The organism is Clavibacter sp. AC415 (assembly GCF_979252985.1).
Genome location: NZ_CEEDAR010000016.1, coordinates 221,724 through 240,379 on the forward strand (window position 1 = coordinate 221,724; position 18,656 = coordinate 240,379).

Consider the following 18,656-nt stretch of genomic DNA (forward strand, 5'->3'; position numbering starts at 1 on the left):
GCGCGGCACCGGTCGCGCCCCTTCACGAGAGGACAGGACATGACCCTGATCGACCGCGAGCCACGACCCGCATCCGGCTCCCCCACGCCCGTCCCCGGCACCGCCGACGCGCGGACGGAGCGGCCCCGCCCCGCACCCCTCGGCGACGCCCCCGTCGACCGCTGGAAGGGCACCCCGCGGCCCACCACCCCGGCAGGCTGGATCGCCCGCGCCCGCGAGGTCGCCGACATCCTCGCCGTCGACCAGGTCGAGCGCGACCGCGCCGGCGCGAGCCCGCACCAGGAGGTCGCGCTCCTCAAGCACGCCGGCCTCGTCACCCTGCTCGGCCCCGCGGAGCACGGCGGCGGCGGGCAGACGTGGGACACGGCCTACCGGGTGATCCGCGCGGTCGCCCGCGGCGACGGATCCATCGGCCAGCTCCTCGGCTACCACTACCTCTGGGCGTGGGCCGCGCGGCTCGTCGCCACCGACGCGCAGATCGAGGCCGTCGAGAAGCTGGCGACCACCGGGAACCTGCTCTTCGGCGGCGCCGTGAATCCGCGCGACTCCGACCTCGTCATCCGCGAGGACGGCGACGAGCTCGTCTACTCCGGCCGGAAGTCGTTCTCCACAGGCGGCGTCGTCTCCGACCTCACCGTGCTCGAGGGCGTCATCGAGGGCACCGACACCCACGTGTTCGCGATCGTGCCGACGGACCAGCCGGGCATCGTCTTCGGACACGACTGGGACAGCCTCGGGCAGCGCCTCACGGAGTCGGGCTCGGTCGAGATCCGCGACGTGCGGGTGCCGTGGTCCGACGCGGCCGGCTTCGTCGACCGGGTGTTCCAGCCGCTCACCTACGGCACGCTCAACGTGCCCACGATCCAGCTGGTGTTCGCGAACTTCTACCAGGGGATCGCGGAGGGCGCGCTCGAGACGGCCGCCGCCTACACGCGGAGCACCACCCGCGCCTGGCCCTTCGGCGGCGACGACAAGGAGCGCGCGACCGACGAGTGGTACGTCCTCGAGGGCTACTGGGCAGCTGCAGTCGAAGCTGTGGGCGTCCGAGGCGTTGCTGGATGCGGTGGGCGCCGAGATCAGCGCCGTCCTGCACGCGCCGCGCGAGAGGCTCACGGAGCGCAAGCGCGGCGAGATCGCCGTGCGGATCGCCGCGGCCAAGGCGCGCATCGTCGAGGACGGGCTCGAGGTCGGCACGCGCGTCTTCGAGCTGACGGGTGCGCGTGCGTCGGCGTCGAGCGTCGGGCTCGACGTGTTCTGGCGGAACCTCCGCACCCACAGCCTCCACGACCCCATCGCGTACAAGCGGCGCGAGGTCGGCCGGCACGTGCTCCTCGGCGAGATCCCGGAGCCGACCTGGTACACGTGATCCGCACCGACCCCACGACGACGGACGGCGCCGACCCCACCGGGGATCGACGCCGTCCGTCGTGCTGCGGGCCGGAACCCGGGAGCGCGAGCTAGCGCTTCCGCTTCTCCCGCACGCGCATGTTGACGATGATCGGGCTGCCCTCGAAGCCGTAGATCTCGCGCAGGCGGCGCTGGATGTACCGGCGGTACTGCGGGTCGAGGTACCCGGTCGTGAAGAGCACGAATGTCGGCGGGCGGCTGGAAGCCTGCGTGCCGAACAGGATGCGCGGCTGCTTTCCGCCGCGCACGGGGTGCGGGTGCGCCGCGGTGAGCTCGGCGAGGAACGCGTTGAACTTGCCCGTCGCGATGCGGGTGTCCCACGACTCCAGCGCCGTCTCGAGCGCCGGCACGAGCTTCTCCATGTGGCGGCCGGTGCGTGCCGAGATGTTGACGCGCGGCGCCCACGACACGTGCGCGAGGTCGGTCTCGATCTCGCGCTCGAGGTAGCGGCGGCGCTCGTCGTCGAGGAGGTCCCACTTGTTGAACGCCAGCACGAGCGCGCGGCCCGACTCGAGCACCAGCTCGATGATGCGGATGTCCTGCTCGCTGATGACCTCGGAGACGTCGATCATGACGACCGCGACCTCCGCCTTCTCCAGCGCCGCGCTCGTGCGGAGCGAGGCGTAGAAGTCCGCGCCCTGGGCGAGGTGCATGCGGCGGCGGATGCCGGCGGTGTCGACGAAGCGCCACACCTTGCCGGCGATCTCGACCTGCTCGTCGACCGGGTCGCGCGTGGTGCCGGCGAGCTCGTTGACGACCACGCGCTCCTCGCCCGCGGCCTTGTTGAGCAGGCTCGACTTGCCGACGTTCGGGCGGCCGAGGATGGCGACGCGGCGGGGACCGCCCACCTCCTCCTTGGCGACCTTGGAGACGAGCGGCAGGGTCTTCAGCACGAGGTCGAGGAGGTCCGCGACGCCGCGCCCGTGCAACGCGGAGACGGGGTGCGGCTCGCCGAGGCCGAGCGACCACAGGGAGGCCGCGTTCGGCTCCTGGCGCGCGTCGTCGACCTTGTTGGCCGCGAGGATGACCGTCTTCTTGGTCTTGCGGAGCAGGCGGACGACGTGCTCGTCCGTGCTCGTGGCGCCCACGTTCGCGTCGACGACGAAGAGCACGGCGTCGGCGAGGTCCATCGCGATCTCGGCCTGCATGGCCACGGACGCGTTGATGCCCTTCGCGTCGGGTCTCCCAGCCGCCGGTGTCGACCAGCGTGAACCAGCGTCCGGCGTACTCGGCCTTGTAGGAGACCCGGTCGCGCGTGACGCCGGGGGTGTCCTCGACGACGGCCTCGCGGCGGCCGAGGATGCGGTTGATGAGCGCCGACTTGCCCACGTTCGGGCGGCCGACGACCGCGAGCACGGGCAGCGCCGGCAGGTACGTGACCTGGTCGGGGTCATCCGTCGCGGTCTCGAGGACCTCGAGGTCCTCGTCGTCGAGCTCGTAGTCGGCGAGCCCGGCCCGGAGCGCCTGCGCGCGCTGCGCGGCCAGCTCCTCGTCGATGCTCGACAGCCGCTCGGAGAGCCCGCTGTCGAGCTCGGGGAAGTCGTCGTCGTGATCAGCCATGCGTGTGTCCTCTGGCGTGTCGGCCCGTCACCGGGCCGCGCCTCAATCTGTTCGTGCGTGAACGAGATCGACCACCGCCTGGACGGTCTGGTCGAAGTCGATGTCCGTGGAGTCGATGGTGGTCACACCATCTGCGGCGTTCATGAAATCGACGACCTGCGAGTCGGCCCGATCCCGGGAGGCGAGTGATTCGCCGACCGCGGCGGCCGACTGATTCGTCGTCTCCGCGGAACGCCTCCTCATCCTAGCTTCCGGGGAGGCCGTGAGGAGAATGCGCACCTGGGCGTCGGGCGCGACGACCGTGGTGATGTCGCGGCCCTCCACCACGATGCCGGGCTTGTCGCTGGAGGCCATGAGCGAGCGGAACAGCTCCACCATGTAGTGGCGCACCTCCGGCACGCGGGCCACGCGGCTCACCACGGCGGACACGCGGGGCTCGCGGATCGCCTCGGTGACGTCCGTCCCGCGGACGCTCACGCGCGTCTCGGACGGGTCGATGCCGATGTCGTAGTCGAAGCCCTCGATGAGGCTCGTGACGGTGGCGGGGTCCTCCGGTGTCGACGCCGCTCTCCAGCGCGAACCAGCTGAGCGCGCGGTAGGCGGCGCCCGTGTCCTGGTAGTCGAAGCCGAGGGCGCGCGCGGCGGCGCGGCTCACGCTCGACTTGCCGCTGCCCGCGGGCCCGTCGACGGCGACGACCGTGCGGTTGAGCGTGGCGTCCACGAGCAGCGTCTCCGCCAGCGGGTCGGCCTCGAGCGGGTCGGGTGCGGTCGATGCGTCTCCGGTCATCCGGCGATCCTCCAGTTCCGTTCTTCCAGCCGCGCGACCAGGCGGTCGCGGGCCTCGGGCAGCACGGCGATCTCGACGAGACCCACCTGCGCGCCCTGCGAGTGCTCGAGGCGCAGGTCCTCGATGCTGACGTCGGCGGCGCCGACGTCGGAGATCAGCGCGGCCAGCTGGCCGGGGCGGTCGTCGATCATGACGGTGAGCGCGGCGAAGCGGCGGTCCTGCCCGTGCTTGCCCGGGATGCGGGCGACGCCGGCGTTGCCCGCGTGGATCCGCTCGGCCACCCGGAGCCGCGCCCCCTGCGCGTCCACGTCGTCGAGCGCAGCGATGACCTCGTCGAGGTCGGTGCGGAGCGCCTTCAGGATGGGCACGACGCGGCCCGCGTTGGCGCCGAGGATCTGCACCCACAGCGACGCGTCGCTCGACGCGATGCGCGTGGTGTCGCGGAGCCCCTGGCCCGAGAGCCCGAGCGCGGTGGCGGATCCGTCGCCGAGCCGCGACGCCAGGAGGCTCGCGACCACCTGCGGCACGTGGGAGACGAGCGCCACCGAGGAGTCGTGCTCCTCCGCGGTCATCTCGAGGGGCACGGCGCCGAGGTCGAGGATCAGCTGCTCGACGGGCGCGCCCGCCGTGTACGTGATGCCCCCGTGCCCGGCGATGACCCAGGGGCGCCCGAGGAACAGGTCGCCCGTGGCCGAGCACCGGGCCACCGCGCTCGCGCCCCGCGAGCGGGTGGGAGCCGAGGTACCGCGACAGGTCGGCGCCCATGGCGCGCAGCTCCTCGAGCGGCGCGACCTTCACGCTGGCGACGTCGGTGACGAGGGCGTCCGGATGCGCGTCGAGCTCCGCCGCGACCACGCGCGCGGTCACGTCGGGCGGGACGCAGACCACGATGAGCGACGGCCGGTCGGGCACGACGGCGATGTCGGCGATGCGGCCCGCGCCCATGTCGGCCGCGAGCCGCAGCGTCGTGGGCGACGCGTCGGCGAGCACCACGTCCACCCCGCGGGCCGAGAGGCCCAGCCCGATGCTGGTGCCGAGGAGGCCGGTGCCGACGATGCGGACGGTCCCCTGCACGCGGGTGTCCGCCGCGGCGACGACGTCCGCGGCCTCGGTCACTCGCCGTCCTCGCGGTCGACGTCCCCCTGCGCCTCGGCGGCGGCGCCGGGCCCCTGCGGGTTCGCGGGACCGGCCTGGGCGCGGGCCTCGCGCGAGATGGTGAGGAGCTGGCCGAGCTCGTCGGAGGTGAGGTCGCGCACCCGGCCGACGCCGAGCGAGCCGAGGTGCAGCGGGCCGAACTGGCGGCGCACGAGCTCCTCCACCGGGTGGCCGACCTCGTCGAGCATGCGGCGCACGATGCGGTTGCGTCCCGAGTGCAGCGTGATCTCCACGAGCGTCTGGTCGCCGCCGCCCGACAGGATGCGCGCGCGGTCGGCCTGGATGGGCCCGTCCTCGAGGTCCACGCCCTGCGTGAGGCGCTGGATCGTCTGCGGCGTGACCCGGCCGGTGACCTTCGCGATGTACGTCTTCAGCACGCCGAAGGACGGGTGCGCGAGGACGTGCGCGAGGTCGCCGTCGTTGGTGAGGATCAGCAGCCCGCTCGTCTCCGCGTCGAGGCGCCCGACGTTGAACAGGCGCTCCTCGAACTCCTCCGTGAACTCGCGGAGGTCGGGGCGACCGCGCTCGTCGCGGAGCGAGGAGTAGATGCCGACCGGCTTGTTGAGCATCAGGTAGCGCTTCGAGGTGTCCAGCTGCACGGCCCGGTCGTCGACCGCGACCTCGTCCACCTCGGGATCGATGCGGCGGCCGGGCTCGGTGACCGTCTCGCCGTTCACGGTGACGCGGCCGGCGGCGATCATGTCCTCGCAGACGCGGCGGCTGGCGACGCCCGCGGCGGCCATCACCTTCTGCAGGCGGACGCCCGTGACGGGCTCGTCCGGGTCCCACGCGTGCGCGGGCGTGCGGTCGTCGGGCTCAGTGGAGGGGGTCATGGAAGCCTTCCGCCCCGTCGGGGAGCAACGGGGAGATCGGGGGGAGCTCGTCGAGCGAGTTGATGCCGAGCTGCGTGAGCAGGTGGTCTGTCGTACCGTAATGGATCGCCCCGGTCTCGCCGTCCGTGAAGGCCTCGGTCACGAGGCCCCGGGCGAGCAGGGTGCGCACCACGGAGTCGACGTTGACGGCGCGGATGGCGGCCACCTGGCTGCGGCTGATGGGCTGCTTGTAGGCGATCACCGCGAGCGTCTCGAGCGCGGCCTGCGACAGCCGCGTGGGGTTCTGGGTGAGCACGTGGTCGCGCACCACGGTGTCGTACTCGGGCCGCACGTAGACGCGCCAGCCGCCGCCGACCTCGCGCAGCTCGAAGCCGCGCCGCACTCCCCCGGTGCGCCCGTCGAAGTCGTCGACGAGCCGCTGGATCGCGCGGCGCACCTCCTTCACGGGCGTGGAGGTCGCCGTCGCGAGGGTCGTCGCCGTCTGCGGCTCGTCGGCCACCATCAGCAGCGCCTCGATCGCGCGGTCGAGCTCGAGCGGCGCATCGGCGACGGCGTCCACGGCGGCGTCCGCGTCCACGGCGGCGGCGTCCGCCGGCTCAGCCGTCATAGCCGGCCCCCAGGCTCGCGAGGGCGTCGTCGGTCCAGCTCTCGGCGGTCCAGGTGAGCGTGAGCTCGCCGAGCGCCTCCGGCTGGTCGAACTCGATCGCCGCGACGCGGTACAGCTCGAGCACCGCGAGGAACCGCGCGATGACGACGCCCGTCACCCCGGCGTCCGCGACGAGCTCCCGGAACGTGACCGGCGCGCCCCCGCGGAGCCGGGCGACGACGACCGCCGCCTGCTCCCGGATGCTCACGAGCGGCGCGTGCAGGTGGTCGAGGCCCACGGTCGGGATCTCGCGCGGGGCGAAGGCGAGGAGCGCGATGGCCGCGAGGTCGTCGGGCGACGTCGTCCAGACGAGCTCCGGCACCTGCGCGCGGAACCGCTCCTCGAGCGGCACGTCGCGGAACGCGCGCCCGGACTCGGCCGCGAGCCGCTCCTGGAACCACGACGCCGCCTGCTTGAACGCCCGGTACTGCAGCAGCCGGGCGAACAGCAGGTCCCTCGCCTCGAGCAGCGCCACGTCCTCGGCGTCCACCAACTCGCCCTGCGGCAGGAGCCCGACGAGCTTCAGGTCGAGCAGGGTCGCCGCGACGACGAGGAACGAGCTGGCCTCGTCGAGGTCCTCCGGCCCGTCGAGGCCGCGGATGTGCGCGATGAACTCGTTCGTCACGAGGCTGAGGCTCACCTCGGTGATGTCCATCTCGTGGCTGCCGATGAGCGACAGCAGGAGGTCGAACGGCCCCTCGAAGTTGCCGATGCTGACGCGGAACGCCCGCTCGGGGATCCGTGCGGGGAGCGTCCTCCACCGCGAGGCCGGGCGCGGCCGGGGACGGGCCCCTACGCGACGGCGCCACGCGCGATGAGCTCCCGCGCCACCTTGCGGTACGCGAGCGCGGCCGGGTGCTCGGGCGCGAACTGGATGATGGGCTTGCCCGCCGCCGACGCGTCCGGGAACTTGACCGTCCGCCCGATGACGGTCTCGAGCACGCTGTCGTCGAACGCCTCGACCACCCGCTGCAGCACCTCGCGGGAGTGCAGCGTGCGCGAGTCGTACATGGTCGCCAGGATCCCGTCGAGCGCGAGCCCCGGGTTCAGCCGGTCCTTGACCTTCTCGATCGTCTCCACGAGGAGCGCGACGCCGCGGAGCGCGAAGTACTCGCACTCCAGCGGGATGAGCACGCCGTGGCTCGCCGTGAGGGCGTTCACCGTGAGGAGGCCGAGCGACGGCTGGCAGTCGATGAGGATGACGTCGTAGTCGCCGCTCACCTTCCGCAGCACGCTCGCGAGGATCTGCTCGCGCGCCACCTCGTTGACGAGGTGCACCTCGGCGGCCGAGAGGTCGATGTTCGCGGGGATGACGTCGAGGCCCTCGAAGCCCGTGCTCCTGATGGCCTCGCGCGGGTCCTTCACGGTGCCGAGCAGGAGGTCGTAGATCGTGACGGCATCGTGCGTCTGCACGCCGAGGCCCGCGGACAGCGCGCCCTGCGGGTCGAAGTCGACGGCGAGCACGCGACGCCCGTAGCTCGCGAGCGAGGCGCCCAGGTTGATGGCGGTGGTCGTCTTGCCCACGCCGCCCTTCTGGTTGCAGAGGGAGATGATCTTGGCGGGCCCGTGGCCCTCGAGCGGCTCGGGCTCGGCGAACTCGCGCAGCTCCCGACCGGTGGGTCCGAGCACGGGGACGTCCATTCCCGGGAGCTCGGTCACATCTGGCTTGCGCGTCACGTGGATCTCTCTCTGCCGCTCCTCCGGCGCGGTCCCGCCGGATCCTGGAAGTCTACCGGGGAGGGTCGTTCACGCCCGGCGGGCACGCGGGTGCGCGGTCGTGTAGACGTCGCGCAGGGTGTCGACGGTCACCCGCGTGTAGATCTGCGTGGTCGCCACCGAGGAGTGGCCGAGCAGCTCCTGGACCACGCGCACGTCGGCGCCGCCCGCGATGAGGTGCGTCGCGAACGAGTGCCGGAACGTGTGCGGCGAGATCTCCTCCGTCACGCCGGCGCGCTCGGCGGCGGCCTTGATGACGAGCCACGCGTTCTGCCGGCTGAGGGCGTGGCCGCGGAGCCCGAGGAACAGGGCCGGCGTCGCCGAGCCGCGCGCGGCGAGGACCGGACGGACCCGCACGAGGTACGCGTCGACGGCACGGCGGGCGAAGGAGCCCACCGGCACGATCCGCTGCTTCCCGCCCTTCCCGAGCACGCGCACCAGCTCGTCGGCGGCGCCGTCGGGCCCGAGCACGTCGTCGACGGTGAGGGCGGTGATCTCGCTCACGCGCGCGCCCGTGGCGTAGAGGAGCTCGAGCAGCGCCTTGTCGCGCACGCGGAGCGGGTCGTCACCGTCGGTCGCGTCGAGGATCCGCGTCATCGTCTCGATGGAGACCGCCTTCGGCAGGCGGCTCGGCAGCTTCGGCGGCCGCGCGTCGGCGGACACGTCGACCTCGACGATCCCCTCCTCCAGCAAGAAGCGGTGGAAGCCGCGGACGCTCGACAGCATGCGCGCGAGCGACGACGCCGTGAGGCCGCCGTGCTCCGGCGAGCGGACGCGCTGCGCGAAGCCGGCGACGTGCGCGGGGGTGGCGTCGGCCGGATCCTGGACGCCCTCCTCCACGAGGTGCGCCGTGTACCGCGCCAGGTCGCGCCGGTACGCCTGCACGGTGTTCCGGGACAGCCCGCGCTCGACCTCGACGTGCCGGAGCCACCGGTCGACGGCGCGGCGGAGCGCCGCGGGCACCTCCGGAGCCGCGTCGTCGACGGTCACGAGGCGGGCGCAGTGCCGTCCTGGCGGAGCTTCGGGTGGCGGGGCCACGGCGCGTCGGCCGGGCCGAGGTCCGCCCAGCCGCGCGAGCGGGCGACGTGCGCCTGCAGCACCGCGATCACGGTCGACGGGTTCTGGATCCGCCGCTCGAGCACCGCGGACACGACCTCGTCGAGGTCGACCCACCGCTTCTCGATGTCGGCCTCCTCGTCGGTGCGCGCGAACGCCTCCGCCGTGGGGGTGAGCCCGCGGGCGAGGTACACGCGGATGGCCTCGTCGCTGCCGCCGGGCGTCGTGAGGTACTCGGCGAGCACGCTCCACTCCGCAGCCTCGAGGTCGGCCTCCTCCGCGAGCTCGCGCTGCACGGCCGTGAGCGGCGGCTCGTCGGTCACGTCGAGGAGCCCCGCCGGGATCTCCCACTCGCGCATCCGGACCGGGTGCCGGTACTGCTTGATGAGGAGCACGCGGTCCTCGTCGTCGATCGCGAGCACCGCGACGGCGCCCGTGTGGTCGACGAACTCCCGGGTGATCTCGCCGTCGCCGTACGCGAACGTCTCGCGGCGGACGTCCCAGATCCTCCCCTCGAACACCCGCTCGCTCGACGTGATCTCGTAGGAGACCGGGTCGTCGTGGAGGCCGTCGGCGGGCGAACCCTCGGCGGGCGATCCGGGCGCGGGCGAGCCCGTGGCGGCGTCCGTCACGCGACGGCCTCGGCGTCGTCCTCGGCGAACAGGGTGCTCGCCTCCTGGCGGTCGAGAGCCGCGCGGATCAGTCCCGCGAAGAGCGGGTGCGCGCGGTTCGGGCGCGACCGGAGCTCCGGGTGCGCCTGCGTGCCGATGTAAAACGGGTGCACGTCGCGCGGCAGCTCCACGTACTCGACGAGCGTGCCGTCCGGCGAAGTCCCGGAGAACACGAGACCGGCGTCCTGGATGCGCTCGCGGTACTGGTTGTTGACCTCGTAGCGGTGGCGGTGGCGCTCGTGCGAGACGGGCGCGCCGTAGAGCTCCGCCGCGAGGGAGCCCTCGAGGAGGGCGGCCTCGTACATGCCGAGGCGCATGGTGCCGCCCAGGTCGCCGCCCGCGATGATGTCGACCTGCTCCGCCATCGTCGCGATGACCGGGTACTCGCTGTCCGGGTCGAACTCGCTGGAGGACGCGCCCGTGAGGCCCGCCTCGTTGCGCGCGTACTCGATGACCATGCACTGCAGGCCGAGGCACAGGCCGAGCACCGGGATCGCGTTGTCGCGCGCGAACTTGAGCGCGCCGAGCTTGCCCTCGATGCCGCGGATGCCGAAGCCGCCGGGCACGCACAGCGCGTCCAGGTCGCCGAGCCTCTTGGCGGCGCCCTCGGGGGTCTCGCACTCGTCCGACGCGACCCAGCGGAGCTTCACGCGCGTCGAGTGGGCGAACCCGCCGGCCCGCAGCGCCTCGGTGACCGACAGGTACGCGTCGGGCAGGTCGATGTACTTGCCGACGAGGCCCACCGTGACCTCGTGCTTCGGGTCGTGCACGGCGTCGAGCAGGTCGCTCCAGCCGGACCAGTCCACGGCGTCCGTCGCCGGGAGGCCGAGGTGGTCGATGATGTAGCTGTCCAGGCCCTGCCCGTGCAGCATCTCGGGGATGTCGTAGATGCTCGCCACGTCCACCGCGTTCACGACCGCGCGCTCGTCGACGTCGCACATCAGGCGCGATCTTCTTCTTGTTGGAGTCGGAGACGGGCCTGGTCGCTGCGGAGCACCAGCGCGTCCGGCTGGATGCCGATGGAGCGCAGCGCCGCCACGGAGTGCTGCGTGGGCTTGGTCTTCTGCTCGCCGGAGGCGCCCATGTACGGCACGAGGGAGACGTGCACGAAGAAGACGTTGTTCCGGCCCAGCTTCGTGCCGCACCTGACGCGCCGCCTCGATGAAGGGCTGGCTCTCGATGTCGCCGACCGTGCCGCCGACCTCGGTGATGATCACGTCCGGCTGCGGGTCGTCCGACGCCTGCAGGCGCATGCGCCGCTTGATCTCGTCCGTGATGTGCGGGATGACCTGCACGGTGTCGCCCAGGTACTCGCCGCGGCGCTCCTTGGCGATGACCTCCGAGTAGATCTGGCCGGTGGTCACGTCGGCCGCCTGGTCGAGCTCGATGTCGAGGAAGCGCTCGTAGTGCCCGATGTCGAGGTCGGTCTCCGCACCGTCGTCGGTCACGAAGACCTCGCCGTGCTGGAACGGGTTCACGGTGCCGGGATCCACGTTGAGGTAGGGATCGAGCTTCTGCATGACCACGCGCACGCCGCGCGAGGTGAGGAGGTTGCCGAGGCTGGCCGCCGTGAGGCCCTTGCCGAGGGAGGAGACCACGCCGCCGGTCACGAAGATGTGCCGGGCGGCTCTTCCCGCCTGCCGTGCTGGTCGTGCTGGTCGTCGTGTTCGAGTCCGTAACCGCCGCTGAGTGAATGTCCGCCACGGGCTTCCATCCTACGTGTGTGTCCGGGGCCCCGCGACAGCCACGACGCGCGCGGGCCCTCTCCGGATGCCGCCCGCGGCCCGCGGAGGCCGGCCCTCAGCGCAGGAGAGGCGGCGGGCTCGACCAGCTCGCGGGCGTGCGCGAGCCCGCTCTCGCTGTCCGGGAGGCCGGAGAGCAGCCGCGCCGTCTTCCTGGATGTGGGCATCGCCCTCCAGTTGCGTGACGCTCGACGCGGTGACCTGCCCGTCGCCGCCCTTGACGACGCGCAGGTGGTTGGTCGAGAAGGCGGCGACCTGCGCGAGGTGGGTGACCACGATGACCTGCGCCCGCTCGGCGAGACGGGCCAGCCGCCGGCCGATCTCGATGGCCGCGGCCCCGCCGACACCCGCGTCGACCTCGTCGAACACGAACGTGGGCACGGGGTCGTCGCACCGCGACGACGACCTCGATGGCCAGCATCACCCGCGACAGCTCGCCGCCGGACGCACCGCGCCCCAGGGGGCGCGCCTCCCGCGCCGGCATGCGGCCGGAGCAGGATCTCGACGCGGCTCGGCGCCGGACAGGGCCGGCTCCGCGCGAGGGCCGCACACGCACCTCGAGCGACGCGTCCGCCATGGCGAGGGCGCCGAGCTCCGTGGTGACGGCCTCGGCGAGTACGGGCACCGGCCTCCTCGCGGACGGCCGTGACCCGAGCGCCGAGCTCCCCGACGAGCGACTCGTCGCGCTCCACCTCGACGCGCAGGAGGTCGATCCTGTCGGTGTCGCCGTCGAGCTCCAGCAGGCGCGCGCTGCCCGTGTCCAGGAACGCGATGGCGTCCTCCACGGTCGGTCCGTGCATGCGGGTCAGCGCGACGAGCTCGGCCCGGCGGTCCTGCAGGGTCTCGAGCTCGCCGGGCGCCGTCCGCGTCGAGGCCCGCGAGGTACCCCGACAGCTGCACCGCGATCTCCGACACGAGGATGCGCGCGCTGTCGAAGCGCTCCACGACCTCCGCCAGGGCGGGGTCGTGGGCGGCGACCCTGTCGAGGCGGCGGTGCGCGGTGTCGAGCACGGAGGCGGCGTCCGCCATCTCGCCCGAGGCGTCCTCCGCCGACATGAGCTCGTGGGCGGCGGAGGCCGCGGCGCGCAGGTCCTCCAGGTTGGTGAGCCGGTCGATGCGCTCGCGCAGCTCCTCGTCCTCGCCGGGCTGCGGCGCGACCGCCTCGATGGCGTCGATGGCGGCGCGCAGGTCCTCCGCCTCGCGCGTGCGGGCGTCCTGCTCGGCGACGAGGCGGTCGAGCTCCGCGCGCGCGGCCTGCCAACGGCGGAACACGTCCTGGTACTCGCCGAGCACGGGCGCGAGGGCGAGTCCGGCGAACCGGTCGAGCGCCTGGCGCTGCGCGGTGGAGGACCGCAGGCGCATCTGGTCGGACTGCCCGTGCACCACGACGAGCTGCTCGCCGATCTCGGTCAGGAGCGCCGCGGGCGCTCCCCGCCCGCCGACCGACGCGCGGCTGCGGCCTCGGACGAGAGCTGGCGCGTGACGATGAGCTCGCCCCGCGTGCCGTCGCCGAACGGGTCGACGTCTCCCCCGGCGTCGCGCACGCGGTCGGGCACCGGGTCCTCGGCCGCGATGATCCAGCGGCCCTCGACGACGGCGCGCTCGCTCCCCTGGCGCACCGCTCCGGAGTCGGCGCGCGCTCCGAGCAGGAGCCCGAGCGCCGTGACGACCATGGTCTTGCCCGCGCCGGTCTCGCCGGTGACGGCCGTGAAGCCCGGGCCGAGCGGCAGGGTCGCCTGGCCGATCACCCCGAGGTCGCGGATGGTGATCTCCTCAATCACGGTCGACGGGACCTCTCCAGCCGGTGACCGGCAGCTCGAACTTGTTCACGAGGCGGTCGGTGAAGGGCGACTGCTTGAGGCGCGCGAGGCGCACCGGGATGGTGGAGCGGCGCGCCTCCACGCGGGCGCCGGGCGGCATGTCGCGCGTGCGGCGGCCGTCGCACCAGAGCACGCCGGACCCGGACGTGCGGCGGAGCACCTCCACGGCGACCGTGGACTCCGGACCGACGACGAGCGAGCGCGCGAAGAGCGTGTGCGGGCTGAGCGGCACGACGAGCATCGCCTCCAGGCTCGGCCACACGATGGGGCCGCCGGCGGAGAACGCGTAGGCGGTGGAACCGGTGGGGGTGGACACGACCATGCCGTCGCAGCCGTACGACGCGAGCGGGCGCCCGTCGATCTCGACCACCACCTCCAGCATGCGCTCACGGCTGGCCTGTTCGACCATCGCCCTTCGTTGAGCGCCCACGTGCGGTACACGACGTCGGCTCCGACCTTGAGCGTGACGTCGAGGGTCATCCGCTCCTCGACCGTGTAGTCGCGGTCGAGGACGCGTCGGACGGTGGCGGCCAGGTCCTCCCGCTCGCTCTCCGCGAGGAAGCCGACGTGCCCGAGGTTCACGCCGAGCAGCGGGACGGAGGTGCCGCGAACGAGCTCTGCCGAGCGGAGGATGGTGCCGTCGCCGCCGAGCACGATGACGATCTCGAGATCGGCCGTCTGCACGTCCTCCCCGAGCACGGCGACGCCCTCCATCCCGGGAGCGAACGGCAGGATGTCGGCCTTCTCCTCGGCCGTGAGCACGATGCGGACGTCGGCGTCCGCCAGCTGCCCGCACACGCTGAGCGCGGCGTCGATGGAGTCGCGGCGCCCCGTGTGCGAGACGACCAGGATGTGCCTCGCGGGTCCAGCCACTTCGCTCACGCTCCTGTGATCTCGTTCGACGTCGATCTCCATTGTGTCGGATTGCTCCCCGCACGACCGCTGAACCAGGCGAGGTACTCGTGGTTGCCCGCTCCGCCGAACAATCGGAAGGGATCAGGCCGGCCGATGCCCGACCCGATGCCCAGGCCGCCCACAGCACGCGCATGACGGCGTCGTCGCGCAGTCCCGGGTCGTGCACGATGCCCTCGCGGATCCCCGTGCGCCCGACCTCGAACTGCGGCTTCACGAGCAGCACGATGTCCGCGTGGGCGCGGCGGTGCGGGCGATCGCGGGCGGCGCCAGCCCCAGGGAGATGAAGGAGAGGTCGCCCACGACGAGCGCGGGCGCCTCGCCGGCGGCCGACGGCGCGACCGCGCCGAGCGAGTCCGGGGTGAGGTCGCGCACGTTGACGCCCTCGACGACGTCCACCCGCGGGTCCTCGCGGATCAGGGGGTCCAGCTGGCCGTGCCCCACGTCGAGCGCGATGACGCGTCGGGCGCCCCGCTCGAGGAGCACCTGGGTGAAGCCCCCGGTGGAGGCGCCCACGTCGAGGGCGAGCCGGCCCGCGACCCGCACGCCGTCGAAGGCGTCGAGCGCGCCGATGAGCTTGTGGGCGCCGCGGCTGACGTAGGCGTCGGTGCCCGCGACGGCGACGGCGGATCCGGGCAGCACCTTGACCGACGCCTTGACGACGCCGCGGCCGTCGACCGTGACGAGTCCGTCGGCGATCAGGCGCGCGGCGTGCGTCCGGGAGCGGGCGAGGCCCATCGCGGGCAGCGCGGCGTCGAGCCGCATGCCGCCGCCCGGGTGCGCGGCGGACTCGCCGGCGGGCCCTGCCGTGTCACCCACGCGTCGCGGCCCCGTCGCCGCCCTGAGCCGTGCGCGCAGCTCGTCGTGCAGCATCGCGAACGCCGTCGCCCGCTCCCCAGCGGCTGCTCCTCGATCAGCTGCAGCCGCGAGACGAGCTCCTCGGCCACGTCGCTCCCGTCCTGAGCGGCATCGAGCCCGGCGCCCGGCCGGGGCAGGCCGTGGGGATCCGCGTGGTCGTCGCTCACGCCGTCACGCTACGCCCGCCCCGCGGCGCCGGCACCCGCGGCGACGTAGAGGGACTCGGGCACGTCGAGCCCGTAGATGGGCCGACCCGAGTTCCAGATCACCGCGCAGGCGGCACGGAGCGTGTCGATGGTCGACCCGCCGTCCTTCACGACCTCCACGCGGTCGCCCGCGATGCGCACGGACGCCTTGCCGACCGTCGCCACGCGGCCCTCCTGCGAGAACCGCGTCTCCGGGTACGGCTCGTGCAGCTCCCGAGGTGCTCGAGGATGAACGCGGCCGCTGGTCCTCCTCGGCCGCGAGCTGCTTGGCCCGGTCGATGCCGGTCAGCACGTGCACGGACGCCATCCCCGCGCGCGTCGCCCCGAGGATGTCGGTGTCCAGGCGGTCGCCGAGGAACACGGGACGCTGCGCGCCGAAGCGCTCGCGGGCGACGTCGAAGATCGGCGTCTCGGGCTTTCCGGCGACGACGGGCAGGCGCCCGACCGCCGTGTGCACGGCCGAGACGAGGGTGCCGTTGCCGGGTGCGATGCCCCGGGCGACGGGGATGGTCCAGTCCGTGTTGGTCGCCACCCACGCCACCTCCGCGTCGGCCAGCGCGAACGCCGCCTCGGCGAGCTGCGTCCATCCGACGTCGGGGGCGAATCCCTGCACCACCGCCACCGGAGCGTCCTCGACGGAGCGCGTGACGACGTACCCGGCCTTCTCGAGCTCGTGCACGAGCCCGTCGCCGCCGACGACCAGCACGATGGACCCGGCGGGGACCCGGTCCGCCAGCAGCAGCCGCAGCGCGGCCTGCGGCGACGTCACGACGTCCTCCGGCGCGACGGCCAGCCCGAGCGAGCTGAGGTGCTCCGCCACGGAGGCGTCCGTGCGCGACGCGTTGTTCGTGATGTACCCCAGGCGGATCCCGCCGTCAGCCGCGCGGTTGAGCGCCTCCACGGCGTGGGGGATGCTGGCGGGACCCGCGTAGACGACGCCGTCGAGGTCCGCGAGGATCACGTCGACGCCGTCGAGGGGCGTCGCCCCCTTGGCCGCCCTAGCGAACATCGTCGGGACCCGCCCCTGCTCGGCCGTGCGCATCGCCGTCGACGTCCGACGCGGCGTCGGCATCGCGACTGCCGTCGGCATCGCCACTGCCGTCGGCATCGCCACTGCCGTCGGCATCGCCACTGCCGTCAGCATCACGACTGCCGTCAGCATCACGACTGCCTTCAGCATTGGAGTCGCCGCTACCGTCGGCATGGGCAACGCCGCTACCGTCAGCATCGGCATCGGCATCTGCATCTGCGTCGTCGTCGGACGGCACCTCCTCGGCGACATCCAGCTCGTCGTCGATGTCCACCGAGATGTCGTCATCGTCCCCGTCCTCGAGGGACGGCGTCGCGGCGGCGTCGTCGCCGGTGCCCGCCGCATGGCTGCGTCGTCGACCTCCAGCTCCTCCTCGACGACCTCCACCATGTCGTCCACCCTTCGTCCGGATCGGCGAACGCCGCCTCAGCTGCCTCGGCACGCTGCCTCCACGCCTCCGCCTCCTCGGACCGGCCGAGCTCCTCGAGCACCTCGGCGTAGGCGTGGAAGAGGTCGGCGCTGTACGAGTACGCGACGTCGCGGTTCAGCTGCGCGATCGACAGCTCGTCGAGGGCCGCCTCGGTCTGACCGAGGTCGAGGCGGGCACCGGACATCGCGATCGCGAGAGCGACCTGCTCCGCCGCCGGCAGCGTCTCCTTGGGGACGGAGCGTCCCAGCTCGAGCGCCTTGTCGGGGCGACCCTGTCCGCGCTCGCTGTCGACCATGAGCGCGAGCTGGTCGTTCTTGCCGGAGATGCGGCGGTACGTCCGGAGCTCCGCGGAGCGCGAGGGCGTAGTCGCCGACCGCGTAGGCCGTGATCGCCAGCGACTCCCGGACCACGGCGATGCGGCCGGCCCGTCGACCGCGGAGGTCGCGTGCCGATGCGCCAACTCCGGATCCTCCTCGATGAGGCGGGCTGCCATCACGAGGTGCTGCGCCACCCCCTCGGCGTTGTCCTTGCTCGACGAACGTCTTCAGCTCGTTGCGGGCGACGCGGTCGAGGTCGCCGGGCTTCACATCCTCCGGGATCTCGGGATCGTCGTGGCGCGGCCGCACGGACCGCAGCTGGCGTGCCGGAGCTGCTCCTCCGTGAGAGCCTCCTCGTACCGCGGGGCATCGCGATCGTTGCGCGCCGGACGCCCGTCCCGGGTCCACAGCTTGTCGCCGTCGCGGGGCGGACGCGCCCCACCGCGGCCGGCGTCTCGGCCACCGTCCTTCGACCACGGCTTACCGCTCACCATCACGCGCGGGACGCGCAGCACTGCCACCGTCCTTCGACCACGGCTTCCGATCACCGTCCCGCGGGGGTCGAGCCGAGCCGCCACCGTCCTTCGACCACGGCTTCCGCTCACCGTCACGCGGGGGTCGAGCCGAGCCGCCATCGTCCTTCGACCACGGCTTCCGATCACCGTCCCGCGGGGGTCGAGCCGAGCCGCCGCCCGGTCCTTCGACCACGGCTTCCGCTCACCGTCCCGTGCGGGACGCGCAGCGCCGCCCACCGTCCCCGGGACCACGGCTTGCGCTCTCCATCACGCTGAGGGCGGTCCCCGCCGGACCCGCGGGGGCCCGACGCGCGGCCTCCCGTCCCTCGGGCCACGCGGTGCGCCCGACGAGCCGCGCTCGTTGCCCGGGGGCCCGCCCGCATCGCGACCGCGGGCGGAGTGCGACGATCCGCGGTCCTGGCCCTCGGGCCGGCTGTCTCGGTCGGATGAGTCGCTCACTGTGCTCCTGTCGGCCCGCGGGCCAGATGATGTCTGTTGTGTTGTGGGTCGTGCCGAAGTCAGGTCCAGGCTAACCGGTGCGGTGCATGTGATCGCTCGCAGCTGCGAGGACCAGCGACAGGAAGAGCAGCCACACAGTAACCGCGCTGCTCCTACACGATGCCATCGGCCGCATCGCGTCCCCGGGTGTGCGCAACGCCGCATCACGATCTCAGGGGACGACCACGCAGGCCGGCTACGGCGTCAGGCCCGCGACAGCCCAGCCGATCGACCGGCGCGCATCCTGATCAAGGCGGTGAGTGTTAACGCAGAAAGGCCCGCCGCACGATGTGCGACGGGCCCTCCCGTTACTACCAAATCAAGTCCGGCGGTGTCCTACTCTCCCACAGGGTCCCCCCTGCAGTACCATCGGCGCTGAGAGTCTTAGCTTCCCAGGGTTCGGGATGCTGACGGGCGTTTCCCTCTCGCTATGGCCGCCGAAACACCTCATACACACCCACAAAGGGCATGAAAACTGTGATGAATCGACCAGTCAA

10 protein-coding genes, 1 rRNA gene and 7 pseudogenes are annotated in these 18,656 nt (G+C 72.9%); 1 reads left to right on the forward strand and 17 read right to left on the reverse strand.

The window, feature by feature from the left end:
* Positions 1-39 precede the first annotated feature (39 nt).
* Positions 40-1,461, forward strand: a complete 1,422-nt coding sequence (locus ACZ411_RS08580) for an acyl-CoA dehydrogenase family protein (RefSeq protein ID WP_464169913.1) — start codon at positions 40-42, stop codon at positions 1,459-1,461.
* On the opposite strand, the pseudogene der reads toward ACZ411_RS08580, so the two are convergent.
* From der to rrf, 17 genes and pseudogenes are all read right to left on the reverse strand, one after another.
* Positions 1,458-2,967 (reverse strand): annotated as a pseudogene (gene der / locus ACZ411_RS08585) (ribosome biogenesis GTPase Der). The gene ACZ411_RS08580 and the pseudogene der overlap by 4 nt on opposite strands.
* A 42-nt stretch (positions 2,968-3,009) precedes the next feature.
* Positions 3,010-3,754, reverse strand: a pseudogene (cmk, locus tag ACZ411_RS08590) ((d)CMP kinase).
* Positions 3,751-4,870, reverse strand: a pseudogene (locus ACZ411_RS08595) (prephenate dehydrogenase). Before ACZ411_RS08595 ends, cmk begins: the two co-directional pseudogenes overlap by 4 nt.
* Positions 4,867-5,742, reverse strand: coding sequence for a pseudouridine synthase (locus ACZ411_RS08600; protein ID WP_104291352.1), 876 nt, complete (start codon positions 5,740-5,742; stop codon positions 4,867-4,869). The pseudogene ACZ411_RS08595 and the gene ACZ411_RS08600 overlap by 4 nt, the downstream one beginning before the upstream one ends.
* The gene (scpB, locus tag ACZ411_RS08605) at positions 5,726-6,349 is read right to left on the reverse strand and encodes an SMC-Scp complex subunit ScpB (RefSeq protein WP_464169916.1); all 624 of its coding nucleotides are present in this window, start codon (positions 6,347-6,349) and stop codon (positions 5,726-5,728) included. Before scpB ends, ACZ411_RS08600 begins: the two co-directional genes overlap by 17 nt.
* Positions 6,339-7,127 (reverse strand): segregation and condensation protein A, encoded by a 789-nt coding sequence (locus ACZ411_RS08610; protein ID WP_464170102.1) that lies wholly within the window; start codon positions 7,125-7,127, stop codon positions 6,339-6,341. The genes scpB and ACZ411_RS08610 overlap by 11 nt, the downstream gene beginning before the upstream one ends.
* 53 nt (positions 7,128-7,180) lie before the next feature.
* Complete coding sequence (locus ACZ411_RS08615; RefSeq protein ID WP_464170104.1) at positions 7,181-8,029, reverse strand: ParA family protein; 849 nt, start codon at positions 8,027-8,029, stop codon at positions 7,181-7,183.
* A 105-nt stretch (positions 8,030-8,134) separates the two neighbouring features.
* Positions 8,135-9,094, reverse strand: coding sequence for a site-specific tyrosine recombinase XerD (xerD, locus tag ACZ411_RS08620; protein ID WP_464169918.1), 960 nt, complete (start codon positions 9,092-9,094; stop codon positions 8,135-8,137).
* Positions 9,091-9,792, reverse strand: coding sequence for an NUDIX domain-containing protein (locus ACZ411_RS08625; RefSeq protein WP_464169920.1), 702 nt, complete (start codon positions 9,790-9,792; stop codon positions 9,091-9,093). Before ACZ411_RS08625 ends, xerD begins: the two co-directional genes overlap by 4 nt.
* Positions 9,789-11,429 carry a CTP synthase gene (locus tag ACZ411_RS08630; protein ID WP_464169922.1) on the reverse strand — a complete coding sequence of 547 codons (1,641 nt, stop codon included), beginning with the start codon at positions 11,427-11,429 and terminating at the stop codon, positions 9,789-9,791. Before ACZ411_RS08630 ends, ACZ411_RS08625 begins: the two co-directional genes overlap by 4 nt.
* A gap of 197 nt (positions 11,430-11,626) precedes the next feature.
* Positions 11,627-13,354: pseudogene (gene recN / locus ACZ411_RS08635) on the reverse strand (DNA repair protein RecN); the annotation flags it as partial.
* A pseudogene (locus tag ACZ411_RS08640) lies at positions 13,347-14,308 on the reverse strand (NAD kinase). The pseudogenes ACZ411_RS08640 and recN, both read right to left, overlap by 8 nt.
* Positions 14,272-15,070, reverse strand: a pseudogene (locus ACZ411_RS08645) (TlyA family RNA methyltransferase). Before ACZ411_RS08645 ends, ACZ411_RS08640 begins: the two co-directional pseudogenes overlap by 37 nt.
* A gap of 269 nt (positions 15,071-15,339) precedes the next feature.
* A pseudogene (locus tag ACZ411_RS08650) lies at positions 15,340-16,378 on the reverse strand (HAD-IIA family hydrolase).
* The gene (locus ACZ411_RS08655; protein ID WP_464169924.1) at positions 16,368-16,673 is read right to left on the reverse strand and encodes a hypothetical protein; all 306 of its coding nucleotides are present in this window, start codon (positions 16,671-16,673) and stop codon (positions 16,368-16,370) included. Before ACZ411_RS08655 ends, ACZ411_RS08650 begins: the two are co-directional and overlap by 11 nt.
* A gap of 10 nt (positions 16,674-16,683) precedes the next feature.
* Positions 16,684-17,340: a hypothetical protein gene (locus tag ACZ411_RS08660; RefSeq protein WP_464169926.1), complete on the reverse strand. Its 657-nt coding sequence runs from the start codon at positions 17,338-17,340 to the stop codon at positions 16,684-16,686.
* Positions 17,341-18,482: 1,142 nt separating this feature from the next.
* Positions 18,483-18,601, reverse strand: a 5S ribosomal RNA gene (gene rrf, locus ACZ411_RS08665).
* Positions 18,602-18,656 lie beyond the last annotated feature (55 nt).